We start from the raw sequence: 17,424 nt of genomic DNA, 5'->3' as shown, positions 1-17,424 counted from the left end.
TGAGGAGTCATAGCGGTTTTCGTTTATCTAAATATGTTTATGTTACCTCTCTTATTGGTCACTTGTCGTTAGCACTCATCCGCATTGAAACCAAGCGATAAACAAAGTAGTTAAATACCACTTAACCCTAAAATCCCCGTAATAGTTAGGATAGGTAAATCGCTTACGAATGCCCTGCTTAAACCAAACAGTACTAAGCAAATGATGCTTCCTACAATATTCAGTACGTTGGTTTTAGAATTCATAAACCTTATAATCCCCATTATCAGAAGAGTATCTTAAAATGTTCTCATCTTCAGGAATTCCTTCAAAATACGCACCGATTCCGCCAGTCGTACATCGATGTCCAGAAATGAGAACCCTCTTATTCCCATACTCAGCTTCAAGATCTCTCATAAAATCAAACACTCGTTTTATGTAGTGATAAGGGTCCTCTACTCCCTTATAAATAGTAGGATCAGGAATCCCATTCGCCAATTTCACTTCGTTTGAGACGTATCGATCTGCTTCACCTAGGTCAAACACATCTAACCGATCATCGATAACGGCTTTCTTTCCAGTCGCGATTTCAGCTGTTTGGACAGCTCGTTCCTGTGGTGAAGAAAACACGAGGTCAAATTCAATATGCTGAAGCTTGTGCTTTGCTTGCTCTGCCTGCTGGATTCCTACCTCATTTAGCGGCAAGCCATTTCTACCTTGCATTCTTCTTTCCTTGTTATGATCGGTTTGCCCGTGCCGAATCACATAAATCATTCGACGAACCTCCCAGGAGTTGCAGCATATAACTCGATAAACCCGCACTCTGGGCATACAAAACAAGGGTCTATCGTGCTCATCGTTTCTTTCGTCGGCTTCACTGCTGCACTGTATACTCGAATTGGAGAACTATCCAGCTTCGCTTCTACCATAGTGGTTTCACATTTCACACATGTACTCATGCATTCACACTCCGATCCTTACCCAATGCTAGATCTTGCAATTTCTCGTACTTCCGTTCACTTACATTCAATTCGTAGATACGAATAAAATCCACCTCAAACGATGGATAAGGCGTCAAGTTCCCTTCAGCCTGCTGCTCCATCTCCTTAAGGTCCTGCTTAGAAACACCCTTTGAGATGCCACCACCATATTCTTCTTTCCCTAACGTTAAATGAGGGATAAACTCTTCACCTTCAAAATACTGTTTGATCAAATCGTTTGAAGGAGAAATCACTTCAACTAACCTATGATGGAGCTCAACCAATTCTTCTGATTGAACCTGTAGATATAAGACGCTCTCACCAAAATAAGCAGGATGATCCAGCGTCACTTGGAAAGGTCTAACGTTTGCACACACATCTTCCACTTTCTCGATCCATTCACGATTAGCGCTTAAGCCACCTTGCGCCTTCAAGGTTACGTGAGGCTCAACGCCTGATCGTTCAATCCACTTACTTTGAAATTCTTCAATCCTACTTAAATAATCCTCTGGTGGCACGATGCCGATAAAATAGTCTTTTTTCACACGTGATGCACTCCTTCCAATTCGATCACTCTACCTTAACCTACAAACTAGCAATAACATTCCATACTATATGTAAGCCGATCGCGGCAACTAACGATTTTTTGTAATGATAGATGAGTCCGAACGATAGTCCCATCACAAATCCAAACTGTGGATAATCACCGTGAATCCATCCAAATAGAATCGAAGATAGGACAATGCCGGCAATCACGCCAATTTTCTTCGTTAACCAATGCTGAATCAACCCTCGATAGATGAATTCTTCATAGATCGGTACGAGTAAGATGGCACCGAATAAATAAATGAAAGACTCTGTGTTGTTACTGAGCTGATAGTTTACTAGAAACTGTGCATCATATAGAAACTCTATAGAAAATAAGATCTCCCTGAAGATAAATAGGAAGAGTAAAGACACGAGAAACCAAACGTATGTAGAGGTTTCTTTTAGAATCGTAGGTTTTACTAAGCTGTATAGATGGGCTCTCACTTCAGGGAGAACGAGTAATAGAACAGCGATTCCTAAGAATTCGACGATATAGATGTACTCACGATAAACATAAAGCGTCGAATCGATACTGAATGCATTGACGACAATCCCATCGACCACAACGTAGAGCAGGACGAACAGCACATACTGTAGCTTCTTCTGTAACGACATGCTCGACGCTATTCCTTACGCTCCGGAAGATACTCTCTCTTCAGCACGCCATACACGGCAGCATCTTCATATGTTCCTGACACGTATCGATTCTCTCTCAAAATCCCTTCTTGCTTCATTCCAACCTTCTTAAGCACCTTCATCGATCCTTCGTTTCGAGTAATCGCTGCCGCCCAAACCTTATTTAGTCCTAGATCAGTAAACCCAAAATCGATCATACGCTTAACAGCTTCAGTAGCGAAGCCGTTTCCCCAGTACGGCCTTCCCATCCAATACCCAAGTTCACCTTGATTGTTCTTCTTATCGACTCGGATACAAATCGTGCCGATTATATCTTCGTAATCCTTTGAATAAACAGCGAGTGGATACTCGGTACCTTCCTGAATCAACCCAGGCTGAATGTCGATCCACTCTTTGGCATGTGCTAGTTCATAGGGATGAGGCAAACCGATAATGCTCGCCACTTCTTTGTTATTCGCTAATTCCTGAATACGTGCTGCATCTTCTTTCTTAAATGTTCTTAAAACAATTCGTTCTGCATCCAATGGCTTCATGTTCTCTCTCTCCTTCTTTTCTCTTTCAACAAAAAAACTCGCCCCAGCCAAGACTCGTGGTCTTTGGGACGAGATAATGCTGTACTCCCCCAGCTTATTACCGTGCTTATCATTAAGTTTTAAAAAATTCTAACATTCCTAGCAAGAACTGTAAATATTTTACCTCCACGCATCTCCATGCTTCCGAACGAAGGCAATGTCTTTCTTGTAATGAGAAACATGTCCTTCTTCAACCATTTTCTGAAAAGCCATGTCTCCTTCCGCAGCTTTTCTCGTGATCGTTTGACAGATTCCTTCAAGCCGGTCCATCACAACCTGCACCCAATCTTCTTCAAACCTTTCCCCGTAAGCTTCAAAGAACATTTTGACCCGTTCCTTGATAGAAGAAGCATCTTTCTCTGGATCATACTCAATCTTAACTCCCGATTCAGTAAACGTGTGGCGACTGAGCGGTACACACGTATAAAGGGTATAAGCGATATCCCAGATTCTTGGACCAGGTGCTGCCACATCGAAATCAATAATCCCAACGGGTTCTTTGTCATGATATATGATGTTATAGACGGCAAAATCATTGTGACAGATCACCTCATGATTAGCCGGTGTATTGTCTAATGGAGGCCAGTCATCATAGGAAAAATCACTCACGGCATCATGATAGGACCGCAGCATTCTCGCAATCTCAAACAGCGATTCGTCTGAAAGCATATACTCCTTCAAAGGATAGTTACCTGCCTCCCCTTTAATAAAGGTTAAGACCTCTCTTCCTTTCTCATCGATACATAGAAACCTAGGGGAATGAAGATATCCCTTGCGCTCCAGGTGATCGAGTAGCGCATGAACCCTCTCGCTACCTTCCTTAAGGTCTCGTCTCACCGTTTCACCAGAACGATACACGTTTGATACGTTCCCACCTGCTAAATACTCTTCTTCTGCGCGGTTTGACATGATCTCCCCTCCATTCTTTTGTATTCACAATCCAGAAATTCTACAACCGCTCCCTCAGCGCGTCTAGAAACTCATGATTCTGATCCACACGTAAAGCGACCCTCGTGTACGCCTTTTCGATTCCAAAAGCGTGAGCTACTCTGCATGGTTTTTTCAATTCTAAAATAAGGTCAGGATTAACCTCTTCAAAATCTTTCGCAACAAAAGCAATCATTGTTTTCTTATCGATCGGTTTATCTAATGACGCACGGTCAACGGTTATAGACTCTATTTCATATAAAGGAATGATCATCCGTTTCGTTAATCCAAGAGATAAGTACAGGTCATTCTCCGTTATCTTCGCTGGATTCAATCGAATCGCCTGAATTTCACCAACAATGAAAGTAATCGAGTAGACATTTAGGATAAGTAAGATGATCGAAATAATGGTGGACTGCTCGTGTAACCACCAATGTAGCCCGATCGTTTCGATCGCGATCGCATGAATCGTCATGATATGAATCATCACAAGGCTTGAATTTTTATGTAAGGAGTAACCCGAATCACCCGTATTCTTTTTCCAAGAAAAGAAAGCATAATAAAACCTGAGCAGTTCAGAAACAAGAACCCGATAGATGATGCTTGTACCAACGTTCTTTTCTAGGCTAGTCGGTAAAGAAAATAAGAATGAATCCTCACTTTGTCGAACGCCTCGAACGATGGAGGGGATATAGCGGATCAATGCGATGATCACACCGATTTCTAATGCAAAAAAGACCGCTCCCACCGCAAGATCGATGTGCGAAATGGTGAACAATGACTCTAAATATAAATCTGGAATAAACCATCTAACTAGAAGGAATCCACCCATGGTTAATACAATCAGCCACTTAAGTGAAAATCCTCCCACAAGCGCGAATATGAAAATAGGTGCAACGATAACCAAGTCAACGATCGACGCAATGACGAGCAGCTGTGCTTCTTTCGTAACCACTGGCTGAGATAGCGGTAACCTGTAGACAAGAAAGTTTGCACTAAGCACGAAAAACAACAGCAGCATCAACACATAGTATTTCTTATCGAAACGCCAGGCTAACACATCATCACCTCATTATTTCCATATTTACCTTTCTATCCTATTTATTCTCCTTTTTTGTCCCCCATTCCTCTAGTATCTCTTCATCTAATTCTTCCATCACTTCTACCTTTCCGTCTCTCTCAACTTCAACAACGGCATCTTCCACCTTACTAATCGCATACCAGAATCTTTTGTCATCTTCAACTTCGATGAACGTAGCAGGATGTTCGTTAACAGTTACCTTAGAAATCGAGTCATCTGTCGTAGCTCCGGAATATATATATGGCGCTTTCGTCATCGCCGACCATTGGATCGGGTCGTTCCATTCGGCACCTCTAGTCTGCTTCCACCGCCACCTGTTTTCTACTTTCTCGAAATAAGCGATGAAGATTTGTTCACCTTGAAGGTTATGTTCTGTAAAAATGGCGATCGCATCGTTTTCATGAACAACGTCTAGTTCTTGATGGACAAGAGAATAAGAGTAATCTTCATTATAATGTGATCTGTTTTCTTCCATCTCAGCTTGAAAGAATGCTTCGAACGTTACTTTGTTCGAACACCCTGCTAAGACAATTATGATAATAACTATAAATAGTCGTTTGATCATGAACACTCCTCTCAGTACGTATATCCAATTATTTCAAAACGAAGTGGTTTGCTCAATACGACTTAGAAAAAATTTCATTTCTGTTAAACTTCGGGAAATTTCGACATGATAAGATTAAGGTAAAACTAGTAACGGAGGAATCAGAGAAGAATGGTATATCCTTTACTCGCAGACTCAATTATCCAATACGCGAAAGCAATCGCTTTACAAATAAGTGAGATCAACATTTTCTATAATCAAACAAACGTATTTAATAAAGTATATGAAGAAGCTGATGTTACAGAAACGACAACTGTCCATCATGATCGTTTCATTATCGAGGTAAAAGCTGAGAAATCTTCTCCAACGCTCACAGAATTCATCGAGAAACAAAGTCAGCTTATGGCAACAAAGGTGGGAATCGACCAAAAAGGAAAAGACCTTTTGCTGAACCTCTCACGCACCCTAGCTCTCTATCAACGACTGGATGAGATTCTTAGAAGAATCATGGACATGGCGATGGAAGTTCTACCCCTGTCTGATTCATGCAGTTTGTATATTTATGATGCAAAAGAAGACACATTAATTCCGCGTGTGACACGGGGGTTCAAATGGGAGCACCTGCAGCATATCCGCTTCAAACCAGGCGAATCGTTAACAGGATTCACGTTTCAATCGAAGCGCCCTCAAATCTTCCATCACACAGATGAGGTTTACAAAGGAATGAAATCCATGTCCGAGGAGAACTGGACTCATTTTGAGGAATCCACACCAATCAAAGATGGCGAACGAATGAAATCTCAAAGTGCGATGTGCTGTCCTCTAATGATCCAAAACGACTGTATCGGAGTTGTCAGTATCAATTCTTTTCGCCTTACGGGGCATTTCACAGATGAAGACCTCGATTTATTAAAAGCGATCTGTAACCAGGCTGCTTTTGCCGTTCACCGCGGGTACCTTTTTACTGAACTTGAAAATCAGGCAGATAAGCTGATGAAGCTGAACCATGATATTCAGCTAAAAAACCAAACGCTTGAACAAACGCAGCATAATCATAATGAATTGATGAAGATCGCGATCGAACAACAGGGGATGGATCCGGTCATTGCCTTTTTGAGCGATCAATTGAATACATCTCTTTTTATGTACGATGAATTCAGACAGCTTGTTTCATCTTCTGAAAAAGAAGACGTCCCCTTCGATGCGTCAATCCCACCATTTCTCGATATTCTGACGCCTGACTTAATGCGCCCAGTTTTACTAGAAGACTATGACATCGTGGTCATCCCAATCATCACGAGAAGGGAGCCTAGAGGTTTTTTAGCGATATCTAACAGAACCTTGCCACTCGACCACCTTGAAAAGATGCTGATTGAAGAAGCACAAAACATCATTTCTATCGAAGTATTGAAGCAAGAAGCGGTTTATGAGACAAAGCAGCGAATCCAAGGTGAGTTTCTCGAAGACATTCAAGGAAAAGTAGACATCTCTGTCCTCATCGATCAAGCGAAACTTCTCGGCCTCAGTGATCGAGAGAACTACTTGTTTTTCGGACTACATATCGATCAAGCTTCACACTATAACGAATTGAGTGTGAAAGATACGAAGAGCCTCCACCACCTTGTCGAGAAATTTATCGGGCATTACTATAACAGCAATATTATTTTCAAACGGAACAACGGCCTTCGTGGCATCATTGGATTTCCAACGGAAGCAAATGAGGAATCAGTCCGAAACCAGATGCACCATTTTATTGAACAGTTGGACTTGTATGTGAGAAAACATTTCAGTGACCGAACATTTTCCTATGCCGTCGGAAGATTAACACCTATAGAAGAAATTAGAACTTCCTATAAAGATGTCTGGTACTGTATCGAAATCTTCAACCGTCACAAACGCCCTGCACAGCGTATGACGTACAGAGAGGTCGGGGTTGCGAAGATGATGATGAATAGTTCAGAGGAAGAACTTTATCAGTTTGTCGTTGATCAGGTACACCCACTGATGGACTACTCAAAACAAAACAAACGGGAGCTCCTCGAAACACTCGAGCACTATTTATACAATCATCAACATTTAAAAGAAGTCGCGGAGCAACTCCATCTTCATAGTAATACGCTCAACTACCGGTTAAAGCGCCTCGGCGACATTTTGTCAGCTGATATTCGTGATGCAGAAGTCATTTTCCATCTACGAATGGCCTGGAACATTATGAATTTATTAGGAACAAAAGAAGAATGGCTTTTTCACTCATAACTACTGTTTGTTTAAAATTCAGTAAAACTAGTAAATCTTTGTGTAATCACACAATAAAAACAGCGAACATCTCCGGTACAATGGTTTTAAATATTCAAAAAACAACAAAAAACAAGGAGTGCATGAGATGAAACGAATACTCGTTCTAATGCTTACATTAGTTGTCTTTCTAGGAGCTTGTGGAGGAAATGGTGATTCTGCATCTGATTCCGGAGATGGAAGCTTCAAAGAAAGAACATGGAAAGTTGGCTTTAACACAGTAGAAGGATCTGTTCGAGACGTCGCTGCTAAGAAATTTAAAGAAGTAGTCGAAGAAGAAACAGATGGCGCGATTACAGTTGAAATTTATCCAAACGAAGAATTAGGTAGTGCGCAAGAGATGATCGAATCTGTACAAGTCGGCGCACTAGACATGCAGATTGCTGGCGCAAACATGATGGCAAATACGATTCCTGAATACGCAACGCTATCTCTTCCGTTCTTAGTCAAAAACTTTGACGAAGCTCACGCTGTACTTGAAAGTGAAACAGGCGACAAGTTGAAAGAACTTGGGTCTGAGCAAGGATTAAAAGTCCTATCTGATGTTGAACTTGGTTTCGCTCAAATCACGAACAACGACCACCCGATCAATACACCAGAAGATCTTGAAGGCTTGAAAATGCGTTCTCCGAACGACGTAACATTGATCGAAACATTCAAGACATTAGGAAGCTCTGTTTCAACAATGCCGTTTACTGAAGTTTACCTTGCTCTTTCCCAAGGCGTTGTAGATGGTCAGTTCAACCCGCTAGATGCGATTTACGAAACAAAGTTCCATGAAGTACAAGATCACCTTGCGATCCTGAACTTCACGTACTACTATTCTTACTTCATCATGAATCAGGGCACGTTCGATGGTTTAGAGCCTGAGCTTCAAGAAATCGTGCAAAAAGCTTCAAATGCAGCACGTGATGCATCGTACGAATTTACAGCAAACAAAGATAAAGAAATGTTAGACAAAATGGAAGGTTCTTTCGTTGAAATCACAGAGCCTGATGTTGAACCTTTCCAAAAAGCAGTACAACCTGTTTACACCAAAATGGAAGAAAGAATGTCACCTGAAATTATTAACGAAGTTCAAACGTTCCTTGAAGAGTACCGCTCTGAACAATAACACAAATCATTCAGCGAGTAGGTCTCCTGCTCGCTGAATTTTCATTATAGGAGAAAGTTGGTGAATGAAATGCTAGAGAAAATCACATCGAGATTTGTGAAGGTTACTGAAGTCATTGCTAGTATCCTTATGGTCCTGCTTACACTCGTCGTGTTCGCAGAAGTATTATCAAGGTATGTCTTCGACTACCCTATTTCATCCTCAACGGAGATGACGCAAATCTTCTTCCCCTGGATGATCTTCCTCGGAACGATCGCCGTTACGAAAAACGAAGATCATTTGAAAATAACCGTTTTACAAGAGCGATTCGGTCGCGGCATTCAGTGGATGCTGCAGCTCTTCGCAAAAGTAATCATGCTATTGTTCTCTGTCTATATGGCTTATGCAAGCTATTTGCTAGCAGATGCTGTTCGCATGCAGCCACTTCCAATGTTAAGAATTTCAAAGTCGTGGCTATACGTATCCGTAACCGTATCGTTCGCATTAGTTGCAATCCTACTTATTCTTCAAATCACTTTACTTATCCGTAACAAAAGTACGTGGATGAAAGGAGGAGAAATCCAATGATCGCCGTTATGATAATAAGCTTCTTCGTAATGCTCTTACTAGGAGTTCCGATTGCGTTCTCGATGGGGATTTCAGCGGTTCTTTTCTTTATCGTCGAAGGCATTCCGATGGAACTCGCTGCACAGCGATTCTTTTCAAACACGCAGTCCTTCGCATTCCTAGCGATCCCGTTCTTTATTTTCGCAGGAAATCTGATGATTCACGGAAACATCGCACAGCGCATCATCAAAGTAGCAGACTCCATGGTTCGCCAACTACCAGGCGGCCTTGGGTGCGTATCCGTTATTACAAGTATGGGGATGGCAGGTGTATCTGGATCATCTGTTGCAGATGCTGCGTCAACAGGAAGTGTTCTGATTCCTTCGATGAAAAAGAAAGGATACTCCTCTTCCTTCGCTGCCGCGATCAACGCATCTAGCTCAGTTGTCGGAATCATTATTCCACCGAGTAGTACGATGATCATCATCGCCTGGTTAGCTAATCTATCTGTCGCACAAATGTTTCTAGCAGGTGTGATCCCAGGGATCTTAATCGGTTTAACGTACCTTATCACAACCGTTATCATTTCGATCAAACGTGGATACCCGCGCGAATCGATGCCTTCTTTTAAGGAATTCTTCACAAGTCTTTTCAAAGCATTCTGGGCACTTGTCCTTCCTATCTTCTTAATTGGAGCCATTGTATTCGGAATCGCAACGGTAACTGAAGCCGCTGCTCTTGCTGCGATCTATGCGTTTCTTGTTGGTAAATTCGTTTACAGGTCACTTTCATTTAAAGGCGTATATGAATCGTTGAAAGAAACGGTCTACGGTACAACAGTTGTTATGCTGATGATCTGTACGTCGATGATTTTCACATACGCACTTATTTCAGAAGGCATTCCAAACTTGATCTCAAATTGGATTCTTGGTCTTGGACTTTCTGATGCACTCGTCATCTTGTTATTGATCGTGATTATGCTTGCAGCTGGAATGGTGATGGAGCTCGTTCCAAACTTGTTCATCTTCATCCCTGTCTTCTTCCCGATCGCAACTGGTGTTGGAATGGATCCTACCCACTTCTCTATCGTGATGCTTTGTTCTTTCGCATTAGGATTGTTTACACCACCGGTTGGTTCTACTCTATTCATCTCGTGCCACATCGCTCGGGTGAAGATCGAAAACACGATCAAAGATATTTTCCCATTCTTCATCACAGGAATCATCGCAATCTTATTGATTGCTTACATTCCAAGCTTAACGCTATGGATTCCAAGTCTATTTGAATAAGAAAGGAAGCATTTCATGTACGGAAAAATGATCGAACAACTAGAAACAGAATATCCTCACATGGTCGAATGGCGTCGTCATTTCCATGAGAATCCAGAGCTTTCTTTCGAAGAGGTAGAAACACCTAAGAAGATCGCAGCTTTTCTAAGAGATCTTGGCATAGACGATATTAAAGAAGGTGTAGGCGGCCGCGGGATCACTGCAAAGATCCACGGCTCTCTTCCAGGAAAAACGATTGCCCTGCGCGCAGATTTCGATGCGCTTCCGATCCCTGATGCAAAAGACGTGCCTTATAAATCAAAAGTAGAAGGCGTTTCCCACGCATGTGGACATGACGCACATACGTCAACACTTCTTCACACAGCAAAAGTACTCTACAACAATCGCGAACACCTGCATGGAACGATTGTCCTAATCCATCAGTTTGCTGAAGAACAAACGCCAGGTGGCGCAAAACCGATGATCGAAGCAGGATGCTTAGAAAGCGTCGATGAAGTGTATGGCACTCACCTTTGGTCCATGTTTCCAGTAGGATCAGTCTTTACAAAAAGTGGTCCATTAATGGCAGCGTCTGATCGGTTTTCCATTACGATCGATGGTAAAGGTGGTCACGGTGCGCTTCCCCATCAAACGATCGATCCGATTCTATGTGGATCAGCCATCGTGCAAAATCTGCAGCAGGTTGTTAGTCGAAATGTTGACCCCCTTCAATCTGCCGTACTTTCGTTAGGCGCATTCGAGTCAGGTGGTCCGTTCAATGTGATACCTGCGAACGCACAAATTTTAGGTACTGCCAGGACCTTTTCACGTGACGTTCAAGTTACCGTGAAGAAGCGCATGGCTGAAATCGTAGAACATACAGGAAAAACATACGGAGCAAGGTGCACGTTAAACTATGAAGAAGGCTACCCTGCCCTTTACAACCATGAGAAAGAAACAACGCATGTACAGCGTGCGGCAGAAGAATTGTTTGGACACGAGCATTCACAAGAGATGGACCCGATGATGGGCGGGGAAGATTTCGCTTACTATTTGCTGGATAAACCAGGAGCGTTCTTCTTTACAGGGGCTGGTCACAGCGAAGCGTATCCACATCACCATCCACATTTTGATATCGAAGAATCAGCGATGCTACAAGCAAGTAAGACGTTCATCAAAGTCATACAACTCAGCAATGAGGGGGAGGTAGCAGATGGATAATCGCGTAAAACGATGGAAGGAGGAATATGAATCTCTTCCACGTCACACCCATTTACCGATCCATCATTTCATCTCTTATTTCAATGAGATCAACAGCATTGGCGCTACAGAAGCTGGCGGTAACAGCCGCTTCCCTTATACATCAGAATATCGAGAAGCAATCGAATGGATCAAGAAATGGATGAGAACGATGGGAATGTCCGTCCATGAGGATGCGATTGGAAACGTATACGGTAAGATCAAAGGTATTCATACGCACAAAAGTCTTATCCTCGGTTCTCATATCGATACGGTACCAAACGGCGGAATGTTCGATGGTCTACTAGGCGTCCTTTCCGCATTAACAGCGGTCGAGTCATTCATCAATCAAAATGGCATGCCGAAGTGGTCGATCGAAGTTGCCGTGTTTGTTGATGAGGAAGGATCACGCTTCAACCACGGATTACTAGGAAGCCGAGCGATGATCGGTGAAATCAACGAAGACGCGCTCCACTCGTATCAGGACGATGAAGGTACGACGATCGCAGAAGCGATGAAAGCAGATGGCTTAAACCCTGAAGAATTAAAAAGCGCTGAACGAGATATGAACGAGATCATCGGCTACCTCGAGCTCCACATCGAACAAGGACTTGTATTAGAAACGAACAAGCAGCAAATCGGTGTTGTGGAAGGAATCGCAGGCCCAGCAAGAGAAACGTTCACATTTATCGGAAGCGCTGACCATGCCGGCAACACACCGATGACCATGAGACAAGATGCCTTGATCGGTGCCAGTGAACTCATCACTACGATCGAACAGCTTCCTGCCAGATTCAGCGATACCGCTGTAGCAACAGTTGGGAAAATCACAAACTCTCCAAATGGAACGAACGTGATTGCAGGAAAAACAACGGTCACAGTTGATATTCGAGACATCGATCGTGATGCAAGAGAAAAACTGATCGACGCGATCAAGTCTAATGCGAACAAAATTGCTGAAACTAGAGGACTTACTCTCGAGAACTCTAACAGCATCCGCGTTGAGCCCGTTCATATGAATGACCATATGACAAACATGATTGAAGAAGCGACGAATGAACTGAACTTCACATATAGAAGAATGCCGAGCGGTGCAGGACACGATGCGATGCTTCTCGGTAAGAAAATCCCAACCGGCATGATCTTCGTTCCAAGTAAGAACGGCAAAAGCCATACTCCTGAGGAATTGACATCCCTAAGTGAATGCTTGGATGGCATCCTCGTGATGGAACGAACGTTAGGGAAAATCCTGTCCAGTTATAGAGAAGCTTGAGCAGCTTATTACTAACGTTCCTGTTAAAAAAATAATAAAAAAATGCCACCCTAATCGCTAACGATTTGGGTGGCATTTTTTTATGTCTTCAACTTTCCTAGGTTACATTATACTAACCTCGCTACACTAACGCTTCATCATTCACTCTGTCCATAAACTCTTTTACCACTTTATGATTACTTTTCTCATTTCCGAGCTTCAACATCGCTCTTCCTACGAAATTAACGCCCTTATTTTGCCCTTCATAAATAAATGTCGTCCTTGTATCATCCTCTTTAAGCAACGTAAAAGTAAGTGTGATTTCAAAGGCTTTTCCTAAAACAAAGCTTATTTTCTTTTGTTTTTTGTCTGCGCGATCTTCATAAGCCAATGTTTCGACAATATAGGTTTCCAAGCGCTTACCTTCACGATAGGTTTGCTTATGCTTTGCGCCAACCTCATCTTCTTTCTTTTCAATCAAGTGATGTTCCTCTACTTTGGGCATAATTCTTTTAATGTTTTCATCTGAAAACAATGACCACACTTTTTCAATGTTAGCGTCAATCATGATTTCTTCCTTCCACTGAATCACTCAATATCCTCCTTCCCTGATGCAAGAAATTCGTCGATTTCTTCTACCTGAAGATGAAGATCTTCTATCTGCATTACGATCTTATTTCTTTTTTGGATCAATAACTTTTCTAAATTAGCAAACGACTCGTCCTCCATCACTCCAACCATTTCTTGTATCGTAAAACCAAGCTTTCTTAACTTCACTAAGAGGACTGCCAAGAAGTAACTTCCATCATCGTAATAGCGATAATTATTCGTTGGATCAATGTAAGCTGGTTCGAGTAACTTAACTTCTGCATAGTAGCGTAACGTTTCTTTACTAAGTCCAGTCATCAGAGAAAAATCACTAATCTTATACATCCTCTCACTCCTACCCATATCATAAACTGTGGGGTACACCACACGGTCAATAGTTAAGTACATTATATTATTTTGTTAATTTCGAAGACAATCCACGAAATAAGACGCGTTACAAACAAACGCGTCTCCCTTAGTTATTCATTCCTTATCACATCTAAATGCTTCGATGTAGAAATCAAGATAACCTCATTCCCTCTTTTAGGGTAAACTACCGAAGCACCTTCCCTTTCACCCTTCTTCCACCCTTTTGCTTTCAAGACCCATTCATAACCGAATGGAATGCCTTTTACATCAGAACCCTTTGACTGACCACTCATAACTTGCTATCTTCACTTTCCTGAACAAGTACAGCATCTTTCGGAACAGGAAATCCATATCATTCTTCAGAAGGTGTAAAAAAGGAAAACAAGATTACTGGTCCCATAATCAGTATGAATATAGTAAGTGCACCCATAGCGGCTCTTTTCATTGTGCTTCTCCCTTTATATGAGTAAACGTTTACCGTTCTTCTGTTTTCTTTTCTATTAATGTCCACGCACCATAGATTAAGATTGAAGCAGATGCCACTAGTAAAAAGACGTTCGTTATAAAATTGAAATCTAACTCATTGGTCGTTCTAATGACCTCCCCGTTCACTCCAGTTAGGTGAAGAGCCCAACTGTTGTAGTCCAGAAGAAAATAGGACAGTGTAATACCGCATATCAAACCAGCTAGTAAAGAAAGCCAAACTTTCATCATAGACCATCCCCTTTTTAGACTCTATGCGCTTAGGTAGTCAGTGTTATCTTGCAAATCAGTCTACAACCCCATAAAAAAAACAGTTCAATTAAGGACACAACTTCTAATGTGTATTCCATAAGTGAACTGCTTCTTCCTTTACTTAAAAGTACTAACTCTGCTTTCTACTCAACAACGTAATGGTAACTAAAATAATCAAAATCCCAACAACCTGGATGATAGTTAGAACTTCTCCTAAAATCAGCAAACCGAACAAAGAAGCTGTAACTGGTTCCACCATTGCGATGACAGCTGCAAGTGATGCCTTTGTTTTCTTCAATCCTTCTAAATAAGCGAAGAACGAGATACCTGCTCCAATGATTCCTAGCGTAATAAACCATATAAGATCATCTGAATAGAGCACGGATACCATTTCATCAAGGTCAATGATCGTCAACATCAATGCGGTAAATGCAGCGAATGCAATTGTTAATACAAATGGTGGATGGCCATGTTCCGTTGCGAATTTAAAACCAAATATGAAAAGCGCATAGGAAAGTCCAGATAATAAACCACTTATGATTCCGATTAGATTTAAACTTCCTAGTCCTACTTCAAATACGTTTGTTAACAACGTAATCCCGATCATTACGACAAAGATTGAAACCACCTTGAACGTCGTAGCACGCTCTAGGTGCAGGAAAAACGAAATAATAAAAACAAACAGTGGCGCTGTATACATTAACGTCGATGCGACAGCGACACCAGACTGTGAAATACTTAGAAAATAAAAGCTGAAATTCCCCGCTACACCGATTCCGGCAAGCACTGACCAAAGGATGGTTTTCCTCTTGTTCTCCTCCCCTTTAGGTTTAGGTTGAAACATAAGCCAAATGGAAAGACAAACGAGTCCAACCGCACCTCGATAAAACGAAATGACAAGAGGATCCCAATCTTTCTCCATAAGGATTCCTGCAAGTCCACCTGATACTCCCCATAACATCGCAGCTAAAACGACGAACCAAACTCCAAAAAATCGCATCTCTATAACTCCTTTGATCAATGTGTTTACTGTTCAGAGGGTAATTCCCACACATATCAGAAATAAAACTCGAAATTGGAGTATATTGGGAAATCGTATTCCGACCCTTAAGACAGAGATGATACATATGAAAAGGTGTTTTAGAGATAATACAACAGACCCATAACATTAGTCATGGAGGGATAGGAAGATGGAACAGCAAAATCAAATGAATCAAGCAACGCCCAATGCTGAACAGCCGCAACCCAACACGTCTGTAAACGTTCAAAATCATAATCACGGCGGTCACGAATTGTTTGACGCCCATGAGATCATTTCAAGTATCATCAGTATGCTCGACCAGTATCAGATGTACGACCAACACATTCAAGATCCTGAACTCAAAAGCATTTTACAACATCAAAGGAACTTCATTACCACCATGTACAATTCGATCGTCCAGAGTTTTCAAACCGGACAAGATCCGATTAACCCGACTGGCAACTATACGATGCAACAATCAAACGAAGTTGTATATGGTATCAAGCCAGGCCCACCAAAAAAACCTAATCAGTCAGTGAGAGATCTATCTGATCAAGGATTATCAGCTTATATGCTAGGGCAGACAAAGTCTTTAGCATCCTTATTTACCATGACAGCACTTGAAATGACAAACCCGGTATTACGACGAGTTGTCAGTGACAGTGTTCCGAATCTAATTGAGTTAAGTTATGAAATCTTCCTATATCAGAATAAACATGGTTACTATCAAGTTCCTCAATTATCGGAGCAGGATATGAACCTCATGCTTCAGAGCTATACACCTGTCCCTCATCAGGCGACCCTCCAATAATCAAAAAAAAGCTGAACGTACACAAGCGTTCAGCTTTTTATCCATATAGCAAAGCGTTAGCTTCGTGATAACGCGAGTTACTATAGAAAGGATGATACAGATGGATTTTGACTGGATATGGAAGTCGATCTTAATTGTACTTGGTGGAACACTACTGTTACGAATAGCTGGAAGAAAATCAATTTCTCAAATGACGCTTGCTCAAACCGTTATCATGATTGGAATAGGGTCATTATTAATACAGCCTCTAGCAGGTAAGAATATATGGACCACCCTTGCAGTCGGAACGATGTTAGTCATAACGCTAATCGTGATGGAATATGCACAAGTGAAGTCTGATGGCATTGAAAAATTCATTACTGGTAAATCAAAAGTAATGATTGAAAATGGGACTTTAAATGAGAAAAACCTAAAGAAGCTACGATTCACAGTTGATCAACTTGAAATGAAGTTACGACAACAAAATGTAACGTCCATCGATAGTGTGAAATGGGCAACATTAGAGCCGAATGGACAAGTAGGCTATGAACTAAAACCAGAATCACAACCAGCAACAAAAAAAGAAATTGATCAACTACAACAAAGTGTTCAGCAAATTCTACAACTATTGAATTCTACTCTAGTTCCGAACGCTCAAACTCAACAAGCACCAAAGCAAGACATTTTTAAAGAAGTAGAAACTAACAACCACAGTATTGAACCACCTAAGCATTTACAATAAAAGATTGTTGTCTAACGCAACCTGTTCCACCTGAGAAAAGGGATGGAAAGAACAGTTTAGAAAGATCGCTTTTAGTAAATATATACTATAGTTCTTTCCCACCAGTTTCACAGTTCTATTTTGATATGGACCCAGTGGGTCTTTATTTTTTATTGAAG

General features: G+C 41.5%; 21 protein-coding genes. 8 read left to right on the top strand and 13 right to left on the bottom strand.

What is annotated here, in order from left to right:
* Positions 1–234 precede the first annotated feature (234 nt).
* The 8 genes from LCM09_RS09065 to LCM09_RS09030 form a co-directional block, all read right to left on the bottom strand.
* Complete coding sequence (locus tag LCM09_RS09065; protein ID WP_224880808.1) at positions 235–753, bottom strand: histidine phosphatase family protein; 519 nt, start codon at positions 751–753, stop codon at positions 235–237.
* Complete coding sequence (locus tag LCM09_RS09060; protein ID WP_224880807.1) at positions 750–938, bottom strand: hypothetical protein; 189 nt, start codon at positions 936–938, stop codon at positions 750–752. The genes LCM09_RS09065 and LCM09_RS09060 overlap by 4 nt, the downstream gene beginning before the upstream one ends.
* Entirely contained in the window at positions 935–1,504 is a 570-nt protein-coding gene (locus LCM09_RS09055) for a 2'-5' RNA ligase family protein (protein WP_224880805.1), read from the bottom strand. The genes LCM09_RS09060 and LCM09_RS09055 overlap by 4 nt, the downstream gene beginning before the upstream one ends.
* A gap of 40 nt (positions 1,505–1,544) precedes the next feature.
* Positions 1,545–2,162, bottom strand: coding sequence for a CPBP family intramembrane glutamic endopeptidase (locus LCM09_RS09050; protein WP_224880804.1), 618 nt, complete (start codon positions 2,160–2,162; stop codon positions 1,545–1,547).
* An 8-nt stretch (positions 2,163–2,170) separates the two neighbouring features.
* On the bottom strand, positions 2,171–2,716 hold the full coding sequence (locus LCM09_RS09045) for a GNAT family N-acetyltransferase (protein ID WP_224880802.1): 546 nt from the start codon (positions 2,714–2,716) through the stop codon (positions 2,171–2,173).
* 159 nt (positions 2,717–2,875) lie between these two features.
* A complete protein-coding gene (locus LCM09_RS09040; RefSeq protein ID WP_224880800.1) occupies positions 2,876–3,664 on the bottom strand; it encodes a phosphotransferase in 789 nt (262 codons plus the stop codon).
* Positions 3,665–3,704: 40 nt separating this feature from the next.
* Complete coding sequence (locus LCM09_RS09035) at positions 3,705–4,742, bottom strand: beta-carotene 15,15'-monooxygenase (protein WP_224880798.1); 1,038 nt, start codon at positions 4,740–4,742, stop codon at positions 3,705–3,707.
* Between the two features lie 37 nt (positions 4,743–4,779).
* Positions 4,780–5,328 carry a hypothetical protein gene (locus tag LCM09_RS09030; RefSeq protein WP_224880797.1) on the bottom strand — a complete coding sequence of 183 codons (549 nt, stop codon included), beginning with the start codon at positions 5,326–5,328 and terminating at the stop codon, positions 4,780–4,782.
* A 150-nt stretch (positions 5,329–5,478) separates the two neighbouring features.
* Between LCM09_RS09030 and LCM09_RS09025 the strand changes: the two genes are divergently transcribed.
* The 6 genes from LCM09_RS09025 to LCM09_RS09000 all read left to right on the top strand — a co-directional run bounded on the left by LCM09_RS09025 (position 5,479) and on the right by LCM09_RS09000 (position 13,042).
* Entirely contained in the window at positions 5,479–7,563 is a 2,085-nt protein-coding gene (locus tag LCM09_RS09025; protein ID WP_224880795.1) for a helix-turn-helix domain-containing protein, read from the top strand.
* Between the two features lie 127 nt (positions 7,564–7,690).
* Positions 7,691–8,716 carry a TRAP transporter substrate-binding protein gene (locus LCM09_RS09020; RefSeq protein WP_224880794.1) on the top strand — a complete coding sequence of 342 codons (1,026 nt, stop codon included), beginning with the start codon at positions 7,691–7,693 and terminating at the stop codon, positions 8,714–8,716.
* 69 nt (positions 8,717–8,785) lie between these two features.
* On the top strand, positions 8,786–9,283 hold the full coding sequence (locus LCM09_RS09015) for a TRAP transporter small permease (RefSeq protein ID WP_224882889.1): 498 nt from the start codon (positions 8,786–8,788) through the stop codon (positions 9,281–9,283).
* A complete protein-coding gene (locus LCM09_RS09010; protein WP_224880793.1) occupies positions 9,280–10,551 on the top strand; it encodes a TRAP transporter large permease in 1,272 nt (423 codons plus the stop codon). Before LCM09_RS09015 ends, LCM09_RS09010 begins: the two co-directional genes overlap by 4 nt.
* Positions 10,552–10,578: 27 nt before the next feature.
* Complete coding sequence (locus LCM09_RS09005) at positions 10,579–11,751, top strand: amidohydrolase (RefSeq protein ID WP_318246503.1); 1,173 nt, start codon at positions 10,579–10,581, stop codon at positions 11,749–11,751.
* Positions 11,744–13,042 carry a Zn-dependent hydrolase gene (locus tag LCM09_RS09000; RefSeq protein WP_224880791.1) on the top strand — a complete coding sequence of 433 codons (1,299 nt, stop codon included), beginning with the start codon at positions 11,744–11,746 and terminating at the stop codon, positions 13,040–13,042. Before LCM09_RS09005 ends, LCM09_RS09000 begins: the two co-directional genes overlap by 8 nt.
* A gap of 121 nt (positions 13,043–13,163) precedes the next feature.
* On the opposite strand, the gene LCM09_RS08995 is transcribed toward LCM09_RS09000, so the two are convergent.
* The 5 genes from LCM09_RS08995 to LCM09_RS08975 form a co-directional block, all read right to left on the bottom strand.
* A complete protein-coding gene (locus LCM09_RS08995; protein WP_224880790.1) occupies positions 13,164–13,613 on the bottom strand; it encodes an SRPBCC family protein in 450 nt (149 codons plus the stop codon).
* Complete coding sequence (locus tag LCM09_RS08990; RefSeq protein WP_224880789.1) at positions 13,610–13,954, bottom strand: MerR family transcriptional regulator; 345 nt, start codon at positions 13,952–13,954, stop codon at positions 13,610–13,612. The genes LCM09_RS08995 and LCM09_RS08990 overlap by 4 nt, the downstream gene beginning before the upstream one ends.
* A gap of 134 nt (positions 13,955–14,088) precedes the next feature.
* Positions 14,089–14,271, bottom strand: coding sequence for a hypothetical protein (locus LCM09_RS08985; protein WP_224880788.1), 183 nt, complete (start codon positions 14,269–14,271; stop codon positions 14,089–14,091).
* Positions 14,272–14,452: 181 nt separating this feature from the next.
* A complete protein-coding gene (locus LCM09_RS08980) occupies positions 14,453–14,692 on the bottom strand; it encodes a hypothetical protein (RefSeq protein ID WP_224880787.1) in 240 nt (79 codons plus the stop codon).
* Between the two features lie 151 nt (positions 14,693–14,843).
* Positions 14,844–15,713: a DMT family transporter gene (locus LCM09_RS08975; protein WP_224880786.1), complete on the bottom strand. Its 870-nt coding sequence runs from the start codon at positions 15,711–15,713 to the stop codon at positions 14,844–14,846.
* Between the two features lie 208 nt (positions 15,714–15,921).
* On the opposite strand from LCM09_RS08975, the gene LCM09_RS08970 reads away from it, so the two are divergent.
* Both LCM09_RS08970 and LCM09_RS08965 read left to right on the top strand, forming a co-directional pair.
* Positions 15,922–16,545 carry a spore coat protein gene (locus LCM09_RS08970; protein ID WP_224880785.1) on the top strand — a complete coding sequence of 208 codons (624 nt, stop codon included), beginning with the start codon at positions 15,922–15,924 and terminating at the stop codon, positions 16,543–16,545.
* A 100-nt stretch (positions 16,546–16,645) separates the two neighbouring features.
* Positions 16,646–17,266 (top strand): DUF421 domain-containing protein, encoded by a 621-nt coding sequence (locus LCM09_RS08965; RefSeq protein WP_224880783.1) that lies wholly within the window; start codon positions 16,646–16,648, stop codon positions 17,264–17,266.
* Positions 17,267–17,424: the final 158 nt, after the last annotated feature.

Origin of the sequence: Guptibacillus algicola, assembly GCF_020171805.1 — a bacterium.
Taxonomy (GTDB): Bacteria; Bacillota; Bacilli; order Bacillales; family Guptibacillaceae; genus Guptibacillus; species Guptibacillus algicola.
The sequence above is the reverse complement of the archived record's forward strand: the minus strand, read 5'-3'. Positions and strand labels throughout refer to the sequence as shown.

Excerpts from the sequence above, each read along its gene's own strand:
- LCM09_RS09065 (WP_224880808.1), bottom strand. The coding sequence starts at position 753 with ATGATTTATGTGATTCGGCACGGGCAAACCGATCATAACAAGGAAAGA.
- LCM09_RS09060 (WP_224880807.1), bottom strand. The coding sequence starts at position 938 with ATGAGTACATGTGTGAAATGTGAAACCACTATGGTAGAAGCGAAGCTG.
- LCM09_RS09050 (WP_224880804.1), bottom strand. The coding sequence starts at position 2,162 with ATGTCGTTACAGAAGAAGCTACAGTATGTGCTGTTCGTCCTGCTCTAC.
- LCM09_RS09045 (WP_224880802.1), bottom strand. The coding sequence starts at position 2,716 with ATGAAGCCATTGGATGCAGAACGAATTGTTTTAAGAACATTTAAGAAA.
- LCM09_RS09040 (WP_224880800.1), bottom strand. The coding sequence starts at position 3,664 with ATGTCAAACCGCGCAGAAGAAGAGTATTTAGCAGGTGGGAACGTATCA.
- LCM09_RS09030 (WP_224880797.1), bottom strand. The coding sequence starts at position 5,328 with ATGATCAAACGACTATTTATAGTTATTATCATAATTGTCTTAGCAGGG.
- LCM09_RS09025 (WP_224880795.1), top strand. The coding sequence starts at position 5,479 with ATGGTATATCCTTTACTCGCAGACTCAATTATCCAATACGCGAAAGCA.
- LCM09_RS09020 (WP_224880794.1), top strand. The coding sequence starts at position 7,691 with ATGAAACGAATACTCGTTCTAATGCTTACATTAGTTGTCTTTCTAGGA.
- LCM09_RS09015 (WP_224882889.1), top strand. The coding sequence starts at position 8,786 with ATGCTAGAGAAAATCACATCGAGATTTGTGAAGGTTACTGAAGTCATT.
- LCM09_RS09010 (WP_224880793.1), top strand. The coding sequence starts at position 9,280 with ATGATCGCCGTTATGATAATAAGCTTCTTCGTAATGCTCTTACTAGGA.
- LCM09_RS09005 (WP_318246503.1), top strand. The coding sequence starts at position 10,579 with ATGATCGAACAACTAGAAACAGAATATCCTCACATGGTCGAATGGCGT.
- LCM09_RS09000 (WP_224880791.1), top strand. The coding sequence starts at position 11,744 with ATGGATAATCGCGTAAAACGATGGAAGGAGGAATATGAATCTCTTCCA.
- LCM09_RS08990 (WP_224880789.1), bottom strand. The coding sequence starts at position 13,954 with ATGTATAAGATTAGTGATTTTTCTCTGATGACTGGACTTAGTAAAGAA.
- LCM09_RS08985 (WP_224880788.1), bottom strand. The coding sequence starts at position 14,271 with ATGAGTGGTCAGTCAAAGGGTTCTGATGTAAAAGGCATTCCATTCGGT.
- LCM09_RS08980 (WP_224880787.1), bottom strand. The coding sequence starts at position 14,692 with ATGATGAAAGTTTGGCTTTCTTTACTAGCTGGTTTGATATGCGGTATT.
- LCM09_RS08975 (WP_224880786.1), bottom strand. The coding sequence starts at position 15,713 with ATGCGATTTTTTGGAGTTTGGTTCGTCGTTTTAGCTGCGATGTTATGG.
- LCM09_RS08970 (WP_224880785.1), top strand. The coding sequence starts at position 15,922 with ATGAATCAAGCAACGCCCAATGCTGAACAGCCGCAACCCAACACGTCT.
- LCM09_RS08965 (WP_224880783.1), top strand. The coding sequence starts at position 16,646 with ATGGATTTTGACTGGATATGGAAGTCGATCTTAATTGTACTTGGTGGA.